Raw genomic sequence first — 17,002 nt, 5'->3', positions numbered from 1 at the left:
GCGCACCGCTCGCGCGCCCAGCGGCTCCACCCGCTCCACCGCTCCAGACGAAAACCCGCCGATCTCCCGGCCATCTCCCCTCATTTCCGGGGCAGTTGACCGCCGGGCCACCGAGAGGAACCCCTCCCGTGCCTGCCACCCGCACCGCCCTGCGCGCCGGTCTCGCCACCGCCGCCGCCCTGCCCCTGCTCGTCCTGGCCGCATGCAGCTACGGGTCGGACAAGGACAAGACCGACAGCGCCCAGAAGGCCGGGGTCGCCGCCGACGCCAAGAAGCTGTCGGCGGACTCGGTGAAGATCGGGTACTTCCCCAACCTCACCCACGCGACCGCGCTCGTCGGCGTCCAGGAGGGCCTGTTCCAGAAGGAGCTGGGCGGCACCGAGGTGAAGACCTCCACCTTCAACGCCGGCCCCTCCGAGATCGAGGCGCTCAACGCCGGGGCGATCGACATCGGCTGGATCGGTCCCTCCCCCTCGATCAACGGCTACACCAAGTCCAAGGGCCAGAGCCTGCGCATCATCGGCGGCTCCGCCTCGGGCGGCGTGAAGCTGGTGGTGAACCCCGACAAGATCACGTCCCTGGACGACGTCAAGGGCCACAAGATCGCCACCCCGCAGCTCGGCAACACCCAGGACGTGGCCTTCCTCAACTGGATCGCCGAGAAGGGCTGGAAGGTCGACGCCCAGAGCGGCAAGGGCGACGTCTCGGTGGTCCGCACCGACAACAAGATCACTCCGGACGCCTACAAGTCCGGCTCCATCGACGGTGCCTGGGTGCCGGAGCCGACCGCGTCCAAGCTCGTCTCGCAGGGCGCGAAGGTCCTCCTCGACGAGGCCGACCTGTGGGCCGACAAGGAGTTCGTGATCACGAACATCATCGTGTCGCAGAAGTTCCTCAAGGCGCACCCCGACGTCGTCGAGGCGGTGCTGCGCGGCTCGGTGAAGACCAACGACTGGATCAAGGCCGACCCGGACCGGGCCAAGACCTCCGCGAACGCCGCGCTGAAGGCGCTCAGCGGTAAGGCGCTGCCCGCGAACGTCCTGGACCCGGCCTGGAAGTCGATCAAGACGACCGATGACCCGCTGGCCGCCACCCTCGGCATCGAGGCCGACCACGCGGTCAAGGCGGGCCTGCTGAAGAAGCCCGACCTGGACGGCATCTACGACCTGGCCCCGCTCAACAAGGTCCTCAAGGGCCTGGGCAGGCCCGCGGTCGCCGACGCCGGCTTCGGCGTCAAGTAACCCCGTATCCGCACCAGTTCCCAGGAGGTGACGACCATGGCCACCGCAGTCGCCGCGGCCGAGGAGCGTGCCACGACGGAGTACGCCGCCCGCATCGGGCACGTGTCGAAGTCGTTCGCCGGTCCCACCGGCCCCCAGCTCGTGCTCGACGACATCACCCTCGATGTCGCGCCGGGCGAGTTCGTCACCCTCCTGGGAGCCTCCGGGTGCGGGAAGTCCACGCTCCTGAACCTGGTGGCGGGGCTCGACCGGCCGACCGCCGGGACGATCGAGACGCCCGGCGGGCGGCCCGCCCTGATGTTCCAGGAGCACGCGCTGTTCCCGTGGCTGACCGCGGGCAAGAACATCGAACTCGCCCTGCGGCTGCGCGGGGTCGCCAAGGCCGAGCGCCGCGACCGCGCCGAGGAACTGCTCGAACTGGTCCGGCTCAAGGGCGCGTACGGCAAGCGGGTGCACGAGCTGTCCGGCGGGATGCGCCAGCGGGTCGCGATGGCCCGGGCGATCGCGCAGGACAGCCAGCTGCTCCTGATGGACGAGCCGTTCGCCGCGCTCGACGCCATCACCCGCGATGTCCTGCACGACGAGCTGACCCGGATCTGGCGCGAGACGGACCTGTCCGTCCTGTTCGTCACGCACAACGTGCGCGAGGCCGTCCGGCTCGCCCAGCGGGTGGTGCTCCTGTCGTCCCGGCCGGGCCGGGTGGCGCACCAGTGGACCGTGGACATCCCGCATCCGCGCCGCATCGAGGACTCCGCCGTGGCGGAGCTCTCCGTAGAGATCACCGAACAACTGCGTGGGGAGATCCGCCGCCATGGCCAGCACTGAGACGTCCGAGGCCGACCGGGCGGAGAAGGCCGTCGGGGCCGACAAGGCGGTCGGGGCCCCCGGGGACACCCACGATCTGGCGGGGCTGGAGGCCGGCCTCGACGCGCTGGAGACGGTGCAGAGCGGGCGCACCCCGCTGCGCGAGACCCTGGTGCAGAAGGTCCTGCCGCCCCTCTCGGCGATCGCGCTGGTCCTGGTCGTCTGGCAGGGGCTGGTGTGGGCGGAGGTCACCGACAGCACCAAGCTGCCCTCGCCGTCCTCGGTCTGGTCGGGCCTGCGCGAGCTGTGGCTCCAGGGCACCCTGCTCGACATCGTGTGGACCAGCGTCTCGCGCGGACTGCTCGGCTTCCTGCTCGCCCTGGCGATCGGCACCCCGCTGGGGCTGGTCGTGGCGCGGGTGAGGTTCATCCGGGCGGCGATCGGGCCGATCCTCTCCGGCCTCCAGTCGCTGCCGTCGGTCGCCTGGGTCCCCCCGGCGGTGATCTGGCTCGGCCTGAACAACTCGATGATGTACGCGGTGATCCTGCTGGGCGCGGTGCCCTCGATCGCCAACGGGCTCGTCGCCGGCGTCGACCAGGTCCCGCCGCTGTTCCTGCGCGCGGGCCGCACCCTGGGCGCCACCGGGCTGCGCGGCACCTGGCACATCGTGATGCCCGCCGCCCTGCCGGGCTATCTGGCGGGTCTCAAGCAGGGCTGGGCGTTCTCCTGGCGCTCCCTGATGGCCGCCGAGATCATCGCGTCCTCGCCCGATCTGGGCCTGGGCCTGGGCCAGTTGCTGGAGAACGGCCGCAACAACTCCGACATGCCGGGCGTCTTCCTCGCCATCTTCCTGATCCTGATCGTGGGCATCGCGATCGACCTGCTCATCTTCAGCCCGCTGGAGCGCTACGTCCTGCGCAGCCGCGGTCTGCTGGTGAAGAGCTGAGCCACCATGCGCGCACCCGTCCTCCTCGTCATCGCCCACGGCAGCCGCGATCCGCGGCACGCCGCGACCGTGCACGCCCTGGTGCGGCGCGTACGGGCGCTGCGGCCGGGGCTGCGCGTGGAGACCGGCTTCCTGGACTTCAACGCGCCGTCGGTGCCGCGCGTCCTGGAACGGCTGGCCTTCGAGGGCGTACGGGAGGTGGTGGCGCTGCCGCTGCTGCTGACCCGGGCCTTCCACGCCAAGTCCGACATCCCGGCGGTGCTCGGCCGGGCCCCGGCGCGGCTGGACATCCGCGTCGCGGACGTCCTGGGCCCCTCCCCGCTGCTGCTGGCCACCGTGGAGCGACGGCTCCAGGAGGCCCTGTACGAGGCGGGGATCCCCCCCGCCGACCAGCGCTCGACCGGGGTCGTCCTGGCCTCGGCGGGCTCCACGGACCCGGAGGCGATCGCAGTGATCGCAGATGTAGCGCGGGAGCTGCGGCACACCGGTTGGTGCGCCGTGCGGCCTGCGTTCGCCTCCGCTGCCTCTCCCGGGAGTCATCCCCGTACGCAGGACGCCGTACGGGAGCTGCGGGCGGCCGGTGTGCGGCGGGTCGCCGTCGCCCCGTACGTCATCGCCCCCGGTTTCCTGCCGGACCGGATCGCCCGGGGCGCCGCGGAAGCGGACGTGCTGGCCGGGGTGCTGGGCGCGGCCCCGGAGCTGGCCCGGCTGCTGCTCGTCCGGTACGACGGGGCGCGGCTGCGGGCGCGGGGCCCGCGGGTGCTCAGCGCCTGACGGCTCAGCCCCGCAGCAGTTCGTCGCCGAGCGCCGTGCGGGCGTACTCCACGCCCCGGCCGCGCCGGGCCCGGTGCAGCAGTCCCGCGTCGTAGAGCACCGACAGATGCTGGCTGACCGCGCCCGGGGTGACCTCCAGGCGCCGGGCGAGCTCGGTGGTGGTGGCCGGTTCGGCTAGCAGGGTCAGCAGCCGGGCCCGCGCCGGGCCCAGCAGGCGGACCAGGGCGCGGTCGCTGACCGGCGGCGGTGCCTCGCCGAGCGTTCCCCGGCCGTGCGCCGGATAGTTGAGCACCGGCGGCAGGGTGGTGTCCACGGTGGTGATGGCGCCGCGGACGAACGTCGTCGGCATCAGCACCATGCCCCGGCCCGCCACCTGGATGTCGGCCGCGGGCCAGGTGTCCGGGACCGGGTGCCGCAGCCGCAGCACGCCCGCGCGCCACGACAGCCGTTTGTCGAGGTCCCGGAAGAGCCCGGCCGCCCCCTGCTCGGCCAGCACCCGCGACTGGTGCGCGAGATCGGCCTCCAGGACCGCCCTGGCCCTGGGCCACCAGTCGGGGGCGAGGCACTGCTCCCAGTAGCGGTCGAAGGCCGACGCGATCCGCTCCAGCAGGGCGGCCGGGTCGGCGAGCCCTCGGCGGATCACCGGCGGGAGCTCCGCGCCGGGCCCGAACGTGCGCCGGAAGTCGGGCCCGATCAGCTCCAGGGGCGTCCGCCGCAACTGCGCCGACTGCTCGGCGAACGAGGGCCGTACGCGCTCCGGGCGGGGCGTGAGGAAGTCCGGGATGAAGCCGTGCGGGGCGATGAGCGCGGCGAACAGCTCGGTGTCCTGGCGCTCGAACACCGGCCGCAGCCGGCGCAGCCAGGGCCGCTGGTGCGGGAAGCGGGAGACGTCCGCCCAGCCCCACAGCGAGAAGACGGCCTCCTGGAAGGGCGAGTACGCGAACGACGTACTGGCCAGATCCCCCACGCCGAACCTGAACTCGATCACTCCCGGCCCCCGCGCCCCCGTCGACGGTCCGTCATCCCCGCGGCTCGACATCCCTGTGACCCGACATCCCTGTGACCCGTCGTCCCTTTAGCCGGAGACTAAATCAATGCCCCTGGCGTGTACACAACGGGTTGGCTGACCGTATGACCACCCGCACGGGGACCCGCCCCCGCTCCTCGGCCGTTCGGGCCGTCGTCCCGGACGAGCCGGTGCTGCGCCGCCTCGCCCTGATGACCGGCCTTAACTCCTTCGGCAACGGCCTCTTCTTCCCGGTGAGCGTGCTCTACTTCACCCGTGTCTGCGGTCTGGGGGCGACCCAGGTCGGCTTCGGACTCACCATCGCCGGACTGTTCGGCGTCGCGGCGGGCATCCCGGCCGGGCGCGCCGCGGACCGCTGGGGCAGCCGCCGGATGACCGCGCTGCTGTGGCTGGGCTGCGGAGTGGCGATGGCCGGGTACTCCCTGGTCCACGGGTACGCGGGCTTCCTGGTGGCGGCGGTCTGCTTCGGCTCGCTCAACCAGGCGAGCTGGGGCGTCAAGGGGGCGCTCTTCGCGGACGTGCTGCCCGCCGCGACGCGGGTCGCGGCCCGCGGTTATCTGCGGATGGTGACCAACGCGGCGATGGGGCTCGGCGGCGCGATCGGCGCGGTGGCCCTCCAGATCGACACCCGGGGTGCCTATGTCGCCCTGATCCTCTTCGACGCGGCGACGTACGCGATCCCCGCCCTTCTCGTACGCACCCTGCCGCTCAACGAGGCCGCCCTGGCCGCGCGCGGGGCGGACGGCAGGGCCGGCACCCCTTCCGAGAGCCGCTGGCGGGCGGTCCGCGACCTGCCGTATCTGGCGGTGACGGTGCTCAACGCGGTGACGGCCCTGCAGTTCAGCCTGCTGGAGGTCGGGATGCCGCTGTGGATCGCCGGGAACACCGAGGCACCGCGGTGGTCGGTCGCGCTGGTGATGATCGTCAACTGCGTCCTGGTGGCCCTGCTCCAGGTGCGCGCGACCCGGGGCGTCACGGACGTGCCGGGAGCGGTACGGGCGATGGGCCGGGCCGGGCTGCTGCTCGGCGCGGCGTGCGTGGTCTTCGCCCTGTCCGCCGGGCTCTCCCCGATGTGGGCGGTGGTGGTGCTCGTGGTGGGCGCGGTGGTCCAGGTCCTCGGCGAGGTGCTGTCCTCGGCCGGCGGCTGGACCCTCGGCTACGAACTGGCCGACTCCCGCGCCCACGGCGTCTACCAGGGCGTGTTCAGCTCGGGCTCGGCGGCGGCGATGATGGCGGGCCCGGCCCTGGTGACGCTCACGGCGGTGGACCACGGCTTCGCGGGCTGGGCGTTCCTGGCGGCCCTCTTCACCGTGGCGGGCCTGGCGGTGGGCCCGGCGGTGCGGTGGGCCCAGCGGGACGGGGCGTGGCGGGGCGAGACAACACCGTGAGCCGCTCCGGGGGATACGCGCGCGATCACCGCGCGTCCCCCGAGGACGGCGCCCCGGCGCCCTGCCCCGCCGCGGTGGTGGTGGCGGTCACCGTGGCCGCGGGCCCGGTTCCCGCCGCCGTGACGGCCGCGACGGTGAGGGTGTAGGGGGTCGCGGGCTTCAGCGAACCCACGACCCGGAACATGGCCTTGCCGGACGGCTGGGTGACCAGCACGTCCCGCCCGCCGACCGCGACGGTCCGCCCGTTCGAGACGGTGATCCGGTAGCCGGTCACCTCGGCGTCCCCCGTGGCCGCGGGTGGCGTCCAGGCCAGGGTGACGGCCCGCGCGCCGGCCCGTGCCTTCGCCCCGGTGGGGACCGCGGGCGGCACGGACGCGGCCGTCACCGCGAGCGGCGCCGACGCGAGCGAGGCGGATCTCTCCCCGTGCGCGTTCCGCGCGGCCACCACCACCCGGAACGGCCCCTCCTGGGCCCGGAGCCCCCCGACCCGTACGACCGCGAGCCGCTTGAACTCCGCGGCACCGGCACTCGCCCGCCCGGCCTCGCTTCCGTCGGACCGCAGGGCACGGGCCGTGTATCCCGTGACCGGCGAACCCTCGTCCACGAAGGCGGGATTGAACGTCACGTACAGCCCGTCCCCGCCCCCCGGGCTCGTCCCCACCCGCGCCGGCGCCTCCGGCACGGAGACGGCCGCGGTCGTCACGGTGAGCACATCCCGGTACGCGGGCTCGATCCCGGCCCGGACGATCACCTCCGACGGTACGTCGGACAGCCCGGCCATGATGTGGTTCCCGCTGGTCACCAGCCCCTTGCTGGAGCTGTCGGCGGACCCCTCCTCCCACCAGTTCCCCGCGATCAGGGTCGGGGCGTTGTTGCCGAGCGTGTCGCGGTAGTCGGTGTGGCGACTGCCGACGTCCGCGTACGACGCGCCGTGGAGGACGTTCCCGCTCACGGTCTCGTATGTGCACCCGTCGTCGGTGTACACGCTCTTGCCCAGTCCCCACTGGCCGTGGATGACGTTGCCGTTGACCTGCTCGCCGTCGGCCATCGACGTACCGGTCAGGCCCTGGGTGTAGACGCCTCCCCCGTCGTCGAGCAGCTGCAGGTAGTCGTGCGATACGGCAGCGCGGCTCGGTCCACTGGCCCAGGCCGTCGCGCTCGACGTTCCACAGCTCCTCGCCGCCGGTGTAGACGAACTCGGCGTCCGAGGGGCGCCGCCAGCGCGCCACGGTGTCGGCGGTGGCGGTGTACCCGGTCGCCGTCATGGTCAGACCGACCGGGACCTCGCCCCGGGCCCGCTGGGCGCGCACACCGTCCACGTACAACTGCCGCGTGTCGGTGAGCCCTTGGGGAGCGGGGGCGGCTCAGAGTCCGGAGCGCCCGGACACCTGCCGCCACCCCTCGACCCCGCGCCCGCCGCTGATCAGGGTCGAGTCCGCGCCCGCGCCCTGCCGGACGACGCGGTGCCCGGCCGGGCCGGAGTCGCGCCCGTCGAGGACGAGCGGCCCGGTCGTCCGGTACGTCCCGGGGGCCAGGTGCACGGTGATGTCGCCGGAGTAGTGCGCCGAGATGGAGTGCGCGGCCTTCTCGCGCGCCAAGTCGCGGGCGCGGGTCAGGGTGCGCACGGGATGAGTCGCCGCTCCGTCGTCGGCGTCCCGGCCCGAGGGCGAGACATGGACGTCGGCGGTGCGCGGCGCCGCCCGGGCCCCGGCCCCCGCCGGGGGCACCGGGCCGGGACCGGTCAGGACCAGGGCGGCGAGCAGGGCGGTCAGTACGGCTCGTACGGGCGTGCTCCGGAGCGCGGGCATCCTGCCTCCTCGGGAGTCGAGGGAAACATAGGAGCACTGGCACGAAAGGGTCAACGCATGCGGTCAATATTCTGCGAAGCGCCTCCCAACCGACGCTATTCATCGGATCACTAAGGGCGTGTCAGTCGAAGCGGAGACCTCCGGTCCGTGTCCGCTTGAGCTCGAAGAAGTCCGGGTGGGAGGCGATCACCCGCACACTGTCGAAGAGCCGGGCCGCCTCCTCGCCGCGCGGGATGGAGCTGAGCACCGGCCCGAAGTAGACGCTCCCGTCGAGGTGCATCGTCGGCGTACCGACGTACGCGTCCGCCGCCGGGTCCCTGCCCTCGTCGTGGCTGCGGCGCACCGCCTCGTCGTACGCCGGGTCGTGCGCGGCCCGCGCGAGCGCCGCCGGAAGGCCGAGCTCGGCCAGCGCCTGGGTGATGACCTCGTCGAAGTCCTCGTTCTTCTGCTCGTGTATCCGGGTGCCGTACGCGGTGTACAGATCGCGCAGCACACCCTCCCCGTTGTCCTGCGCGGCCGCCACCGCGACCCGCACGGGACGGATCGACTTGTCGACCAACTCGCGGTACCAGGCGGGCAGTTCGTTGCCGATGTTGTGCAGGTACAGGCTCATCACCCGGAACCGGAGGTCGATGTCCCGGTGCCGCTCGACCTCCAGCATCCAGCGCGAGGTGATCCAGGCGAACGGGCAGGCGGGGTCGAAGTAGAAGTCGACGGTGGTGGGGCCGGTGCGCTCGGTGGTGTCCATAGGACGAAGGTAGCGACGGAGTGGACCCGGGGTCCGGGCCATTGGCGCATCGGTCCACTGGGCCACTTGGGGCCGCAGGGGGCGGCCCCCGCCGCTTCGGCCGCTCAGTCGCCGGTCATCTCCACGAGGGCCTTGACCGTGTTCCAGTTGCGGGCCGTCGCCTCGACGCCCTTGAGCAGGGCGGGCTTCGCCAGTGCCTCGGCGAGCTTGGAGCGGCCGATGCCGTCGGGCGCGTACAGATAGAGGACCCGGTCGCCGAGGCGGAAGGTGTCGGGCAGGAAGGCCTTGGTGTCGATGCCGGCGAAGCGCTCGGGATCCACGGGGCCGGAGAAGAACGTGGCGTGCAACTGCCGGCCCTCCAGCTCGTCCGCCGGGAACGGGCAGGCGTCCACGACCGCCCTCAGATAGGCACCGGTGCGCACCAGACAGGCGACCTGGAACCCGAAATGCTTCCCGATGGCCCCCTCCAGGGCGGCGGCGAGCGCGTCCGGGTCATGGGAGTCGCTGCTGAAGACGGCGTTGCCGCTGTTCAGATAGGTGCGCACGGAGCCGTGGCCGAGCTCGGTGAGCAGCGCTCTGAGCTCGGCCATCGGGACCTTCTTGTTGCCGCCCACGTTGATCCCGCGCAGCAGGGCGGCGTACATCGTCGTCATGTCCACACAATAGGACGGCTCCCGTGCCTCGTGGGGGATGGCACGGGAGCCGACGTTCATGACCGCCGGGGCGTGGTCACTCGACGACCTTGAGCAGCTTGTTCGGGGTGCCGGCGCTCGGGTTGGTGATCTTCCCGGCCGTGGCGCCGCCGGTCAGCGCGTCCGAGACCTGGGCCGGGGTGGCGTCCTTGTGGGCGGCGAGGTAGACGGCGGCGGCGCCCACGACGTGCGGGGTCGCCATCGACGTACCGGAGATCGTCTTGGTGGCGCCGTCGTCGGTGTTCCAGTCGGAGGTGATGTCCGAGCCGGGGGCGTAGAGGTCCACCACGGAACCGAAGTTGGAGAAGTCCGACTGCTGGTCGTCCTTGGTGGAGGAGGCCACGGTGATCGCCTCCTTGACTCGGGAGGGCGAGCCCTGGCCGGCGTCGGCCGACTCGTTGCCCGCCGCCACGGCGAAGGTGACGCCGGAGGCGATGGCCTTCTGCACGGCCGTGTCGAGCGCGGGGTCGGCGCCGCCGCCGAGGCTCATGTTGGCGACCGAGGGGCCCTTGTGGTTCTTGGTGACCCAGTCGATGCCCGCGACGACCTGCTCGGTCGAGCCCGAACCCTGGTCGTCCAGGACGCGGACGGCGACGATCTTCGCCTTCTTGGCGACGCCGTGCGCGGTTCCGGCGATGGTGCCCGCCACGTGCGTGCCGTGGCCGTTGCCGTCGTCGGCGGTGGTGTCGTTGTCGATGGCGTCGAAGCCGGAGGTGGCCCGGCCGCCGAAGTCCTTGTGGCTGACGCGCACACCGGTGTCGATGACGTACGCGGTGACGCCCTCGCCCGCGCTGTCCGGGTAGCTGTACTTGCCGTCCCCGGCGGTCTCGGCCTGGTCGATCCGGTCCAGCCCCCACGAGGGCGGGCCGGCCTGCTCGGCGGTGATGTGGAACTTCTTGTTCTGGACGACCGTGCCGACGGCCGGGTCGGCGGCCAGCCGCTTGGCCTCGGTCTGCGAGAGCCCGCTCGCCGAGAAGCCGTTGACGGTCGAGGCGTAGTCGCGCTGGAGGGTGCCGCCGTACTCGTCGGCGAGCTTGCGCTTGGCGTCCGCCGAGGCCTTCTCGTCCAGCAGGACGATGTAGCTGCCGTCGATGGCGCCCTTGGCGTCCAGGCCGTACACCGTGCCCTCGGCGGGCGCGGCCGCGCCCGCCATCTGGGTGGTCATGACCGTGACACCGGCCGCCGCCGCCACGGCGGTTATCCCGGCCGTGAGCTTGAGGCGGCTCTTGCGCTTGTGAGTTGCCATGAAGAGGGGTCTCCTCGCCAGTTTTTGTGGGGGGTTGGCCTACCGGATGGAAACCTTCCGGGCGGCTTGTTCGAAACCCTTGCCGATGGACGAGCGCAGATCAAGAGATCCAGAAAGCTGTGACTTACACAACAAGGTTTCGTAATAAAAAACAGGCCACCGCAGGTCAACTCGGGTGTTGTGCAGGCTTGGTGCACACACCGTGGCGACCCCGGCGTGGATCTTCCCTCACAAACGCCTTTACGTGTAAGGGGCTTGAATCCCTTGGGTAGGGGATGCCCCCACTTCGCAGGGAGTAGATACCGAGGACCCGGTTCACCAGGGAGCACGAGGAGACGGCCGGATCCAGCCCCTACCGTCGTAACCGGATGGCGGCGCAGGGCTGCCATCGTCTGTCAGGGGGGCGTCTCACCATGGTCAACGGAGTCACAAGAGTGCGCGGCGTGGCCGCGCGGGCCGGTGGGTGGAGCGCCCGCCACCGCTGGGCGGCGGTGGTGATCTGGGTGCTCTTCGTGTTCCTGGCCATGGGGATCGGCTCGGCCGTGGGGCGCATCGACGTCAAGGACAACCAACTGCCCGGTGAGGTCGGTCAGGCGCAGAAGATCATCGATGACGCGGGGCTGAAGGAGCCGGCCGGCGAGACCGTCTTCGTCCAGGCGGTCGACGGCTCCGTCAAGGCGACCGACCCCGTCTTCCGCACCGCCGTGGACGAGGTGATGAAGGCGGTCGACGGCACCGGCCAGGTCACCAAGGTGACTTCTCCGTACACCGCGAAGACCCTCTCCAAGGACGGCCGCAGCGCCCTGATCCAGTTCGAGGTGCGCGGCGACGCCGACACCGCGCCCGACCGCATCACGCCGGTGCTCGACGCGGTGAAGAAGGTGCAGGGCGAGCACAAGGAGCTGCGGATCGAGGAGATCGGCAGTGCCAGCATGGGCAAGACGTTCGACGACGCCTTCGGCGACGACTTCAAGAAGGCCGAGTACTCGGCGGTGCCCGTCGCCCTCGGCATCCTGCTCATCGCCTTCGGCGCGCTGGTCGCGGCCCTGCTGCCGGTCGCCCTCGCCGTCACGGCGATCATCGCCACGATGGGCCTGATGGCCATCGTCAGCCACCTCCAGGCGATGAGCGACACCGCCAACTCCGTGATGCTCCTGGTCGGTCTGGCCGTCGGCGTCGACTACTGCCTCTTCTATCTGCGCCGCGAACGCGAGGAGCGCGAGGCCGGACACGACGCCCAGACGGCCCTGCGCATCGCCGCCGCCACCAGCGGCCGGGCCATCATCGTCTCCGGCGTCACCGTCTGCGTGGCCATGGCGGGCATGCTCTTCACCGGACTCGCCGAGTTCGAGGCGATGGGTCTGGCCTCCCTGATGGTGGTCGCGGTGGCCATGGTCGGCTCCGTGACCGTGCTGCCCGCGCTCCTGTCGCTGCTCGGCGAGCGCGTCGAGAAGGGGAGGCTGCCGTTCCTCAACCGCGTCAAGCGCGGCAGGCGCAACCGTGGCGGCGAGAGCCGGGTGTGGCGTGCCGTCCTCGGCGCGGTGCTGCGCCGCCCGAAGGCCGCGCTGGCACTGGCGGCGGGCGCGCTGATCGCGATAGCCCTCCCGGCGGTCGGCATGCACACCCAGAACCTCACGCTCGACCAGGAGTTCGGCGACTCGCTGCCCATCGTCGGCACCTACGACCGGGTCAACCAGACCTTCCCCGGCGGCGCCAGCCCCGCCAACGTCGTGATCAAGGCCGCCGACATCAACGCCCCGGAGGTCAAGCGGGCCATCGCCGACTTCCGTACGCAGTCGATCAGCCGGGGCGCCTCGGACGGCCCCATCAAGGTCACCCTGCACAGCGCGGAGAACGTGGCGGTCGTCGACGTCCCGCTGATCGGCGGCTCCGACCAGAACAAGGCGGAGAAGAGCCTCGACCTGCTCCGTGACCACATCCGCCCCGACACGCTGGGCAAGGTGCGCGGCCTGGAGGCGCCGGTCACCGGTCAGGTCGCCGGGTCCAAGGACTTCAACGCCCGGATCGTCGGCGCGGTCACCCCGGTCTTCGCCTTCGTGGTGGTCTTCGCCTTCCTGCTGATGCTGCTCTGCTTCCGCTCGCTGACGATCGCGATCACCTCGATCGTCCTCAACCTCCTCTCGGTGGGCGCGGCCTACGGCATCCTGACCGCCGTCTTCCAGCACGGCTGGGGCGCCTCACTGGTGGGTGCCGAGGGCGTCGGCGCGATCGTCTCCTGGCTCCCGCTGTTCCTCTTCGTGATCCTCTTCGGCCTGTCGATGGACTACCACGTGTTCGTGGTGTCCCGGATCCGCGAGGCCCGGATCCAGGGCCGCTCGACCCGCGACGCCATCCAGCACGGCGTGGTGACCACGGCCGGTGTGGTCACCAGCGCGGCGATCATCATGGTGGCGGTCTTCGCGATCTTCGGAACGCTCTCGATGCAGTCGATGAAGCAGATGGGCGTGGGGCTCGCCACGGCCGTCCTGATCGACGCCACGGTCATCCGGGGCGTGCTGCTCCCGGCGGTCATGGTCCTGCTGGGCGAGCGCAACTGGTACATGCCGAAGTGGCTGCGCTGGCTGCCCGACCTCACCCACGACGAGTCGGCCGTCGCCCCGCCGGTCACGGCCGCCCACGGCGACGAGGACCGCGACCGGATCGTCCGGGTCTGACGCGACGCGGTGTGAAGGGTACGGACGGGGCCCGGGGAGCACGTGCTCCCCGGGCCCCGCCTGTCGGGATGGTGGAGGTGTACGTACGGGTGGCGCTCGGGGCGTACGTACGGGTCGTGCCTGGTGGAGGTCTTGCCCTGCGGGTCGTGCCTGCGGGGCGTGCTTACGTGGCGTACTTCGGCGTCGTAGGCGGGGGGCCGGACCGTACGCTCGGGCCGCTCGATGCGTTACGGGAGGAGCCTGCGGGGCCAGGGCCTCAGACCGGCAGGGCCGCCTCGATCAGGTCCGCCGCCTGCCGGGTGCCACCCTCGCGGGCCATCTCCCGGCGGACGGCCTCGGCGCGCTCGGCCACCTCGGGGTCCCCGACCAGCGCCAGGACCGCCTCCCGCAGGGTCTCGGCGGTGGCCTCCTCCATGGGGACATGGCGGGCGACCCCCAGGGACTGGAGCATCTCGGCATTGCTGAACTGGTCGACGGCCTGGGGCACCGCCACCATCGGCGTCCCGGTGGCCAGCCCCTCCTGGCTGCCGCCCGCGCCCGCGTGGGTGATGAAGGCATCGGCCTCGCGCAACACGGCGAGCTGCGGAACCCAGTCGCGCACCTCCACGTTGAGGGGGATCTCCCCGAGCTCCGCCCGGTCCACGAACTTGCCGATCTGGAGCACCACATGCCAGCCAGGCAGATCACCGAAGGCCTTCAGGCACGCGCGGTAGAACGCGGGCCGCTCGGTGAAGGTCGAGCCGAGCGAGACGAGCAGCACCTTCTCGGCACCCGCCGGCCGCTGCCACTCCTGCTGTTCGGCGCGCTCGCCGTGGCAGGCGCCCACGAAGGTGTAGACGGACTCGTCGCACCGGTCGGCGTGCGGCTGGAGGGCCCGTGGAATCAGGACGAGTGAGCGCACGGGCCGGCCGACGAGCCGGTCGGGGTCGGTGTGGTGCATCCCGTGCTCGTCGAGCCAGGCCCGGTACCGGGCGTAGTACGCCTTGCCCCGCTCCGAGGCACGCAGCTCCGCGTACATCGGATCCGCCACCTCCTCCTCGTACCCCTCCCACGCCACCAGGTTCGGCGAGAGCTGGATGTAGGGCACGCCCCAGCCGTGCGCCAGGACAGGCGCCGGGTAGGAGGTGATGTCGCTGATCACCAGATCCGGCCGGTCGTCCTCGAAGGCGTTGGCGAGCTGGGGCAGCGCCTGGATGGCATCGTCGAGGAACGGTTCGATGTTGTCGATGAGTTCGGTCCCCCACGCCTCGGGGTGGTCCTCGGTCGGCAGCGTCGACCGGTAGACCACCGGCTCGGCCCCGGTCGCGGCGACCTTGGCGGCGAAGGACTCCGGGATCGCGTAACTCACCCGGTGGCCACGGGAGACGAGCTCCCTGATGACCTCCAGGCTCGGGTTCACGTGCCCGTGGGCGGCGATGGAGAACATGGCGATGTGGGCACGCTTGGTTGCGGTCATGACCTCACGCTAAACGAGACGAGACGTCTCGTGCAATGTATTTACGGCGCCTCCCTCCTCCCGGGTCAGCGCTGATAGCGGGCCAGCACCCGATTCCCGTCCTTGACCAGACGTTTTCGCAGCTCGGCCAGGTCGATCGCGCCGCTGTAGTACTGCTGGAGGGCGGGGGTGGCGACCTTGTCCTTCCACTCCGGGTACCCGCGCACCGACTGCGCGGGAGCCGGACGCAGCGCGTCCGCCAGGGCGGCGCCGGTCGCCCAGCCATGGCGCCCGGTGTGCAGGGCCGGGCCCTTCAGGGCCGCGACCCCCGTCGGCAGCATCCAGTCGCCCTGGGCGAGCCGGACCATGTTGCGCGGCTGGAGCAGGAAGCCGATGAACGCGGCCGCCTCCCTCTTGTGCGGGCTGTCCTCGGCCACCGAGAGCGTCTGCGGGCTGACCCCCTGGGCCAGTCCCCCGCTCCCCGCCGGGGCGGGCAGCACGGTCCACTCGAACCCCTCGGGCGCCTGCTGCACGATCTGCTGACGGTACGAGAAGCCCAGCGCGGCCATCGCGTACCGGCCGCCGAAGAAGCCTGGCAGGATGTCGGAGCCGCCCATGCCGAGCGTGGTCCGCGCGGCACTCCCGTCGACGCCGACCTGGTCGTGGATCACCGAGGGCACGGTCGCGTCGCCCTCCTCGAACACCACCCGCGCCTTGCCGTCCGCCTCCCGGTGGAACAGGCGCCCTCCAGCGGACAGGCCCAGGTTCAGGGTGAGCGACACGGGCTCCTTGAGCGGCCAGGCGATCCCGTACCGCCCCGGCGCGGTCAGCTTCTTCGCCGCCTGACGGAACTCCTGCCAGCTCCAGGGCTGTTGAGGGGTGGGTATCCGCACCCCCGAGGCCTTGAGGATCCTGGTGTTGGCCATCAGCACCCTCGGCTCCTGGAGGAACGGCACTCCGTACACCCCTTTGCCGAAGGTCGCCGTCTCCCAGCTCCGCTCCGGGATGTCCTGCTTCAGTGCGGCGGGCAGCAGGGGGCGCAGATCGGCGAGGTAGCCGCCGTAGGCGAAGTCCGCCAGGTCGTCGGAGGCGTCATGGATGACGTCCGGCGCCTCGCCGCCCTCGAACGAGGTGAGCAGCTGGTCATGGACGGTGTCCCAACTGCCCTGCACGTACTGGACCTGGATCTGCGGATGTGCCCCGTTCCACTCCTTCACCAGCTCCCTGGTGACCGCCACCGACTCCTTCTGCCAGGCCAGCGACTGGAAGCGGAGCGTGATCTTCCCGTCGTCGGCCGCGCCGCTGTCGGAGCAGCCGGTGAGAGTGGAGAGGAGCAGGGCCAGCACCACTCCGGCGAGCGTCAGCAGACGTGCGCGCATCAGCTCTTCACCGCCCCGGCGAGCATTCCGCTGGTGATGCGCCGCTGGATGACGGCGAAGACGGCCAGCGACGGCAGCGTGGCGAGGAAGGCCGCAGCCGCCAGCGGGCCGAGGTCGGCGGCCCCCTCCGCACCGAGGAAGTGGGTGAGGACGACCGGCAGGGTCTGTTTCTCCGGTGTTTTCAGAAGAACGAGCGCGAAGAAGAATTCGTTCCACGCGGTGATGAAGGCGAAGAGCGCGGTGGCCACGATGCCGGGGGCGAGCAGCGGCGCGGTGACCGAGACCAGCGTGCGCAGCCGCCCAGCCCCGTCGACCGCCGCCGCCTCCTCCAACTCCAGGGGCACCGCCCGGACGTAGCCGACCAGCATCCACAGCGCGAAGGGCAGCGACCACACCACGTACACCATGACCAGGCCGCCCACCGAGTTCACGAGATGGAGGCGCTTGAGGACCAGGAAGAGCGGGATGATCAGCAGGACGAACGGGAACGCCTGGCTGACCACCACCCAGCCGGTCGCCGCCGTCGCCAGTCTGCCGCGCCGACGGGCCATCACGTACGCCATCGGCGTCGCCACCACCACCGCGATCAGCGCCGCCGAGACCGCCGCCACCAGGCTGTTGAACCCCGCGCGCAGCAGCGGCTGTTCGTCGAAGGCCTGCCGGAAGTTGTCGAGGGTGGGGTGTCCGGGGATCCAGGTCGGGTGCAGCGAACCGAGCTCGCGCGCGGGCTTGAAGGCCGTGGAGAGCAGCCACAGGAACGGGAACGCGAGGAAGACCAGATAGCCGAGGAGCGCCAGGTACTGTCCGGCGCGCCCCAGCGGTCGCGTACGGGACGTCAT

At 71.5% G+C, this 17,002-nt stretch carries 15 protein-coding genes; 6 read left to right on the top strand and 9 right to left on the bottom strand.

Annotated features, from left to right (window positions below; translation table 11 throughout):
- The first annotated feature begins 128 nt into the window (after positions 1-128).
- Genes ABZ404_RS03785 through ABZ404_RS03770 form a run of 4 tightly spaced genes read left to right on the top strand, consistent with a single transcriptional unit; the run spans position 129 to position 3,765 of the window.
- Positions 129-1,241 carry an aliphatic sulfonate ABC transporter substrate-binding protein gene (locus ABZ404_RS03785; protein WP_358833617.1) on the top strand — a complete coding sequence of 371 codons (1,113 nt, stop codon included), beginning with the start codon at positions 129-131 and terminating at the stop codon, positions 1,239-1,241.
- A 36-nt stretch (positions 1,242-1,277) separates the two neighbouring features.
- A complete protein-coding gene (locus tag ABZ404_RS03780) occupies positions 1,278-2,066 on the top strand; it encodes an ABC transporter ATP-binding protein (protein ID WP_358833616.1) in 789 nt (262 codons plus the stop codon).
- Complete coding sequence (locus ABZ404_RS03775) at positions 2,053-2,991, top strand: ABC transporter permease (protein WP_358833615.1); 939 nt, start codon at positions 2,053-2,055, stop codon at positions 2,989-2,991. The genes ABZ404_RS03780 and ABZ404_RS03775 overlap by 14 nt, the downstream gene beginning before the upstream one ends.
- Before the next feature lie 6 nt (positions 2,992-2,997).
- Positions 2,998-3,765 carry a sirohydrochlorin chelatase gene (locus ABZ404_RS03770; protein WP_358833614.1) on the top strand — a complete coding sequence of 256 codons (768 nt, stop codon included), beginning with the start codon at positions 2,998-3,000 and terminating at the stop codon, positions 3,763-3,765.
- A 4-nt stretch (positions 3,766-3,769) separates the two neighbouring features.
- Here the strand turns inward: ABZ404_RS03770 and ABZ404_RS03765 are convergent, their stop codons facing one another.
- Positions 3,770-4,753: a helix-turn-helix domain-containing protein gene (locus tag ABZ404_RS03765; protein ID WP_358833613.1), complete on the bottom strand. Its 984-nt coding sequence runs from the start codon at positions 4,751-4,753 to the stop codon at positions 3,770-3,772.
- A gap of 143 nt (positions 4,754-4,896) precedes the next feature.
- On the opposite strand from ABZ404_RS03765, the gene ABZ404_RS03760 reads away from it, so the two are divergent.
- A complete protein-coding gene (locus tag ABZ404_RS03760; protein WP_358833612.1) occupies positions 4,897-6,180 on the top strand; it encodes an MFS transporter in 1,284 nt (427 codons plus the stop codon).
- A gap of 25 nt (positions 6,181-6,205) precedes the next feature.
- On the opposite strand, the gene ABZ404_RS03755 is transcribed toward ABZ404_RS03760, so the two are convergent.
- The 5 genes from ABZ404_RS03755 to ABZ404_RS03735 all read right to left on the bottom strand — a co-directional run bounded on the left by ABZ404_RS03755 (position 6,206) and on the right by ABZ404_RS03735 (position 10,674).
- Positions 6,206-7,228: a fibronectin type III domain-containing protein gene (locus ABZ404_RS03755; RefSeq protein ID WP_358833611.1), complete on the bottom strand. Its 1,023-nt coding sequence runs from the start codon at positions 7,226-7,228 to the stop codon at positions 6,206-6,208.
- Between the two features lie 316 nt (positions 7,229-7,544).
- Positions 7,545-7,988 (bottom strand): hypothetical protein, encoded by a 444-nt coding sequence (locus ABZ404_RS03750; RefSeq protein ID WP_358833610.1) that lies wholly within the window; start codon positions 7,986-7,988, stop codon positions 7,545-7,547.
- Between the two features lie 121 nt (positions 7,989-8,109).
- Positions 8,110-8,736 carry a DsbA family protein gene (locus tag ABZ404_RS03745; RefSeq protein ID WP_358833609.1) on the bottom strand — a complete coding sequence of 209 codons (627 nt, stop codon included), beginning with the start codon at positions 8,734-8,736 and terminating at the stop codon, positions 8,110-8,112.
- 104 nt (positions 8,737-8,840) lie between these two features.
- On the bottom strand, positions 8,841-9,389 hold the full coding sequence (locus ABZ404_RS03740; protein WP_358833608.1) for a DUF1697 domain-containing protein: 549 nt from the start codon (positions 9,387-9,389) through the stop codon (positions 8,841-8,843).
- 76 nt (positions 9,390-9,465) lie between these two features.
- On the bottom strand, positions 9,466-10,674 hold the full coding sequence (locus ABZ404_RS03735) for a S8 family peptidase (RefSeq protein ID WP_358833607.1): 1,209 nt from the start codon (positions 10,672-10,674) through the stop codon (positions 9,466-9,468).
- 413 nt (positions 10,675-11,087) lie between these two features.
- Between ABZ404_RS03735 and ABZ404_RS03730 the strand changes: the two genes are divergently transcribed.
- Positions 11,088-13,349 (top strand): MMPL family transporter, encoded by a 2,262-nt coding sequence (locus tag ABZ404_RS03730; protein ID WP_358833606.1) that lies wholly within the window; start codon positions 11,088-11,090, stop codon positions 13,347-13,349.
- Positions 13,350-13,605: 256 nt separating this feature from the next.
- Here ABZ404_RS03730 and mgt read toward each other — a convergent pair whose 3' ends face one another.
- From mgt to ABZ404_RS03715, 3 genes are all read right to left on the bottom strand, one after another.
- Positions 13,606-14,805, bottom strand: a complete 1,200-nt coding sequence (gene mgt, locus ABZ404_RS03725; RefSeq protein ID WP_358833605.1) for a macrolide-inactivating glycosyltransferase — start codon at positions 14,803-14,805, stop codon at positions 13,606-13,608.
- A gap of 65 nt (positions 14,806-14,870) precedes the next feature.
- A complete protein-coding gene (locus ABZ404_RS03720; RefSeq protein WP_358833604.1) occupies positions 14,871-16,163 on the bottom strand; it encodes a sugar ABC transporter substrate-binding protein in 1,293 nt (430 codons plus the stop codon).
- Positions 16,163-17,002: a carbohydrate ABC transporter permease gene (locus tag ABZ404_RS03715; protein WP_358833626.1), complete on the bottom strand. Its 840-nt coding sequence runs from the start codon at positions 17,000-17,002 to the stop codon at positions 16,163-16,165. Before ABZ404_RS03715 ends, ABZ404_RS03720 begins: the two co-directional genes overlap by 1 nt.

Source organism: Streptomyces sp. NPDC005878 (assembly GCF_040629815.1).
Lineage (GTDB): Bacteria > Actinomycetota > Actinomycetes > Streptomycetales > Streptomycetaceae > Streptomyces.
The sequence above is the reverse complement of the archived record's forward strand: the minus strand, read 5'-3'. Positions and strand labels throughout refer to the sequence as shown.

Bases quoted from the DNA above. Each gene is read 5' to 3' on its own strand.
- ABZ404_RS03780 (WP_358833616.1), top strand. From the start codon at position 1,278: ATGGCCACCGCAGTCGCCGCGGCCGAGGAGCGTGCCACGACGGAGTAC.
- ABZ404_RS03775 (WP_358833615.1), top strand. From the start codon at position 2,053: ATGGCCAGCACTGAGACGTCCGAGGCCGACCGGGCGGAGAAGGCCGTC.
- ABZ404_RS03770 (WP_358833614.1), top strand. From the start codon at position 2,998: ATGCGCGCACCCGTCCTCCTCGTCATCGCCCACGGCAGCCGCGATCCG.
- ABZ404_RS03760 (WP_358833612.1), top strand. From the start codon at position 4,897: ATGACCACCCGCACGGGGACCCGCCCCCGCTCCTCGGCCGTTCGGGCC.
- ABZ404_RS03755 (WP_358833611.1), bottom strand. From the start codon at position 7,228: ATGGCCGACGGCGAGCAGGTCAACGGCAACGTCATCCACGGCCAGTGG.
- ABZ404_RS03750 (WP_358833610.1), bottom strand. From the start codon at position 7,988: ATGCCCGCGCTCCGGAGCACGCCCGTACGAGCCGTACTGACCGCCCTG.
- ABZ404_RS03745 (WP_358833609.1), bottom strand. From the start codon at position 8,736: ATGGACACCACCGAGCGCACCGGCCCCACCACCGTCGACTTCTACTTC.
- ABZ404_RS03740 (WP_358833608.1), bottom strand. From the start codon at position 9,389: ATGACGACGATGTACGCCGCCCTGCTGCGCGGGATCAACGTGGGCGGC.
- ABZ404_RS03735 (WP_358833607.1), bottom strand. From the start codon at position 10,674: ATGGCAACTCACAAGCGCAAGAGCCGCCTCAAGCTCACGGCCGGGATA.
- ABZ404_RS03730 (WP_358833606.1), top strand. From the start codon at position 11,088: ATGGTCAACGGAGTCACAAGAGTGCGCGGCGTGGCCGCGCGGGCCGGT.
- mgt (WP_358833605.1), bottom strand. From the start codon at position 14,805: ATGACCGCAACCAAGCGTGCCCACATCGCCATGTTCTCCATCGCCGCC.
- ABZ404_RS03720 (WP_358833604.1), bottom strand. From the start codon at position 16,163: ATGCGCGCACGTCTGCTGACGCTCGCCGGAGTGGTGCTGGCCCTGCTC.
- ABZ404_RS03715 (WP_358833626.1), bottom strand. From the start codon at position 17,002: ATGACGTCCCGTACGCGACCGCTGGGGCGCGCCGGACAGTACCTGGCG.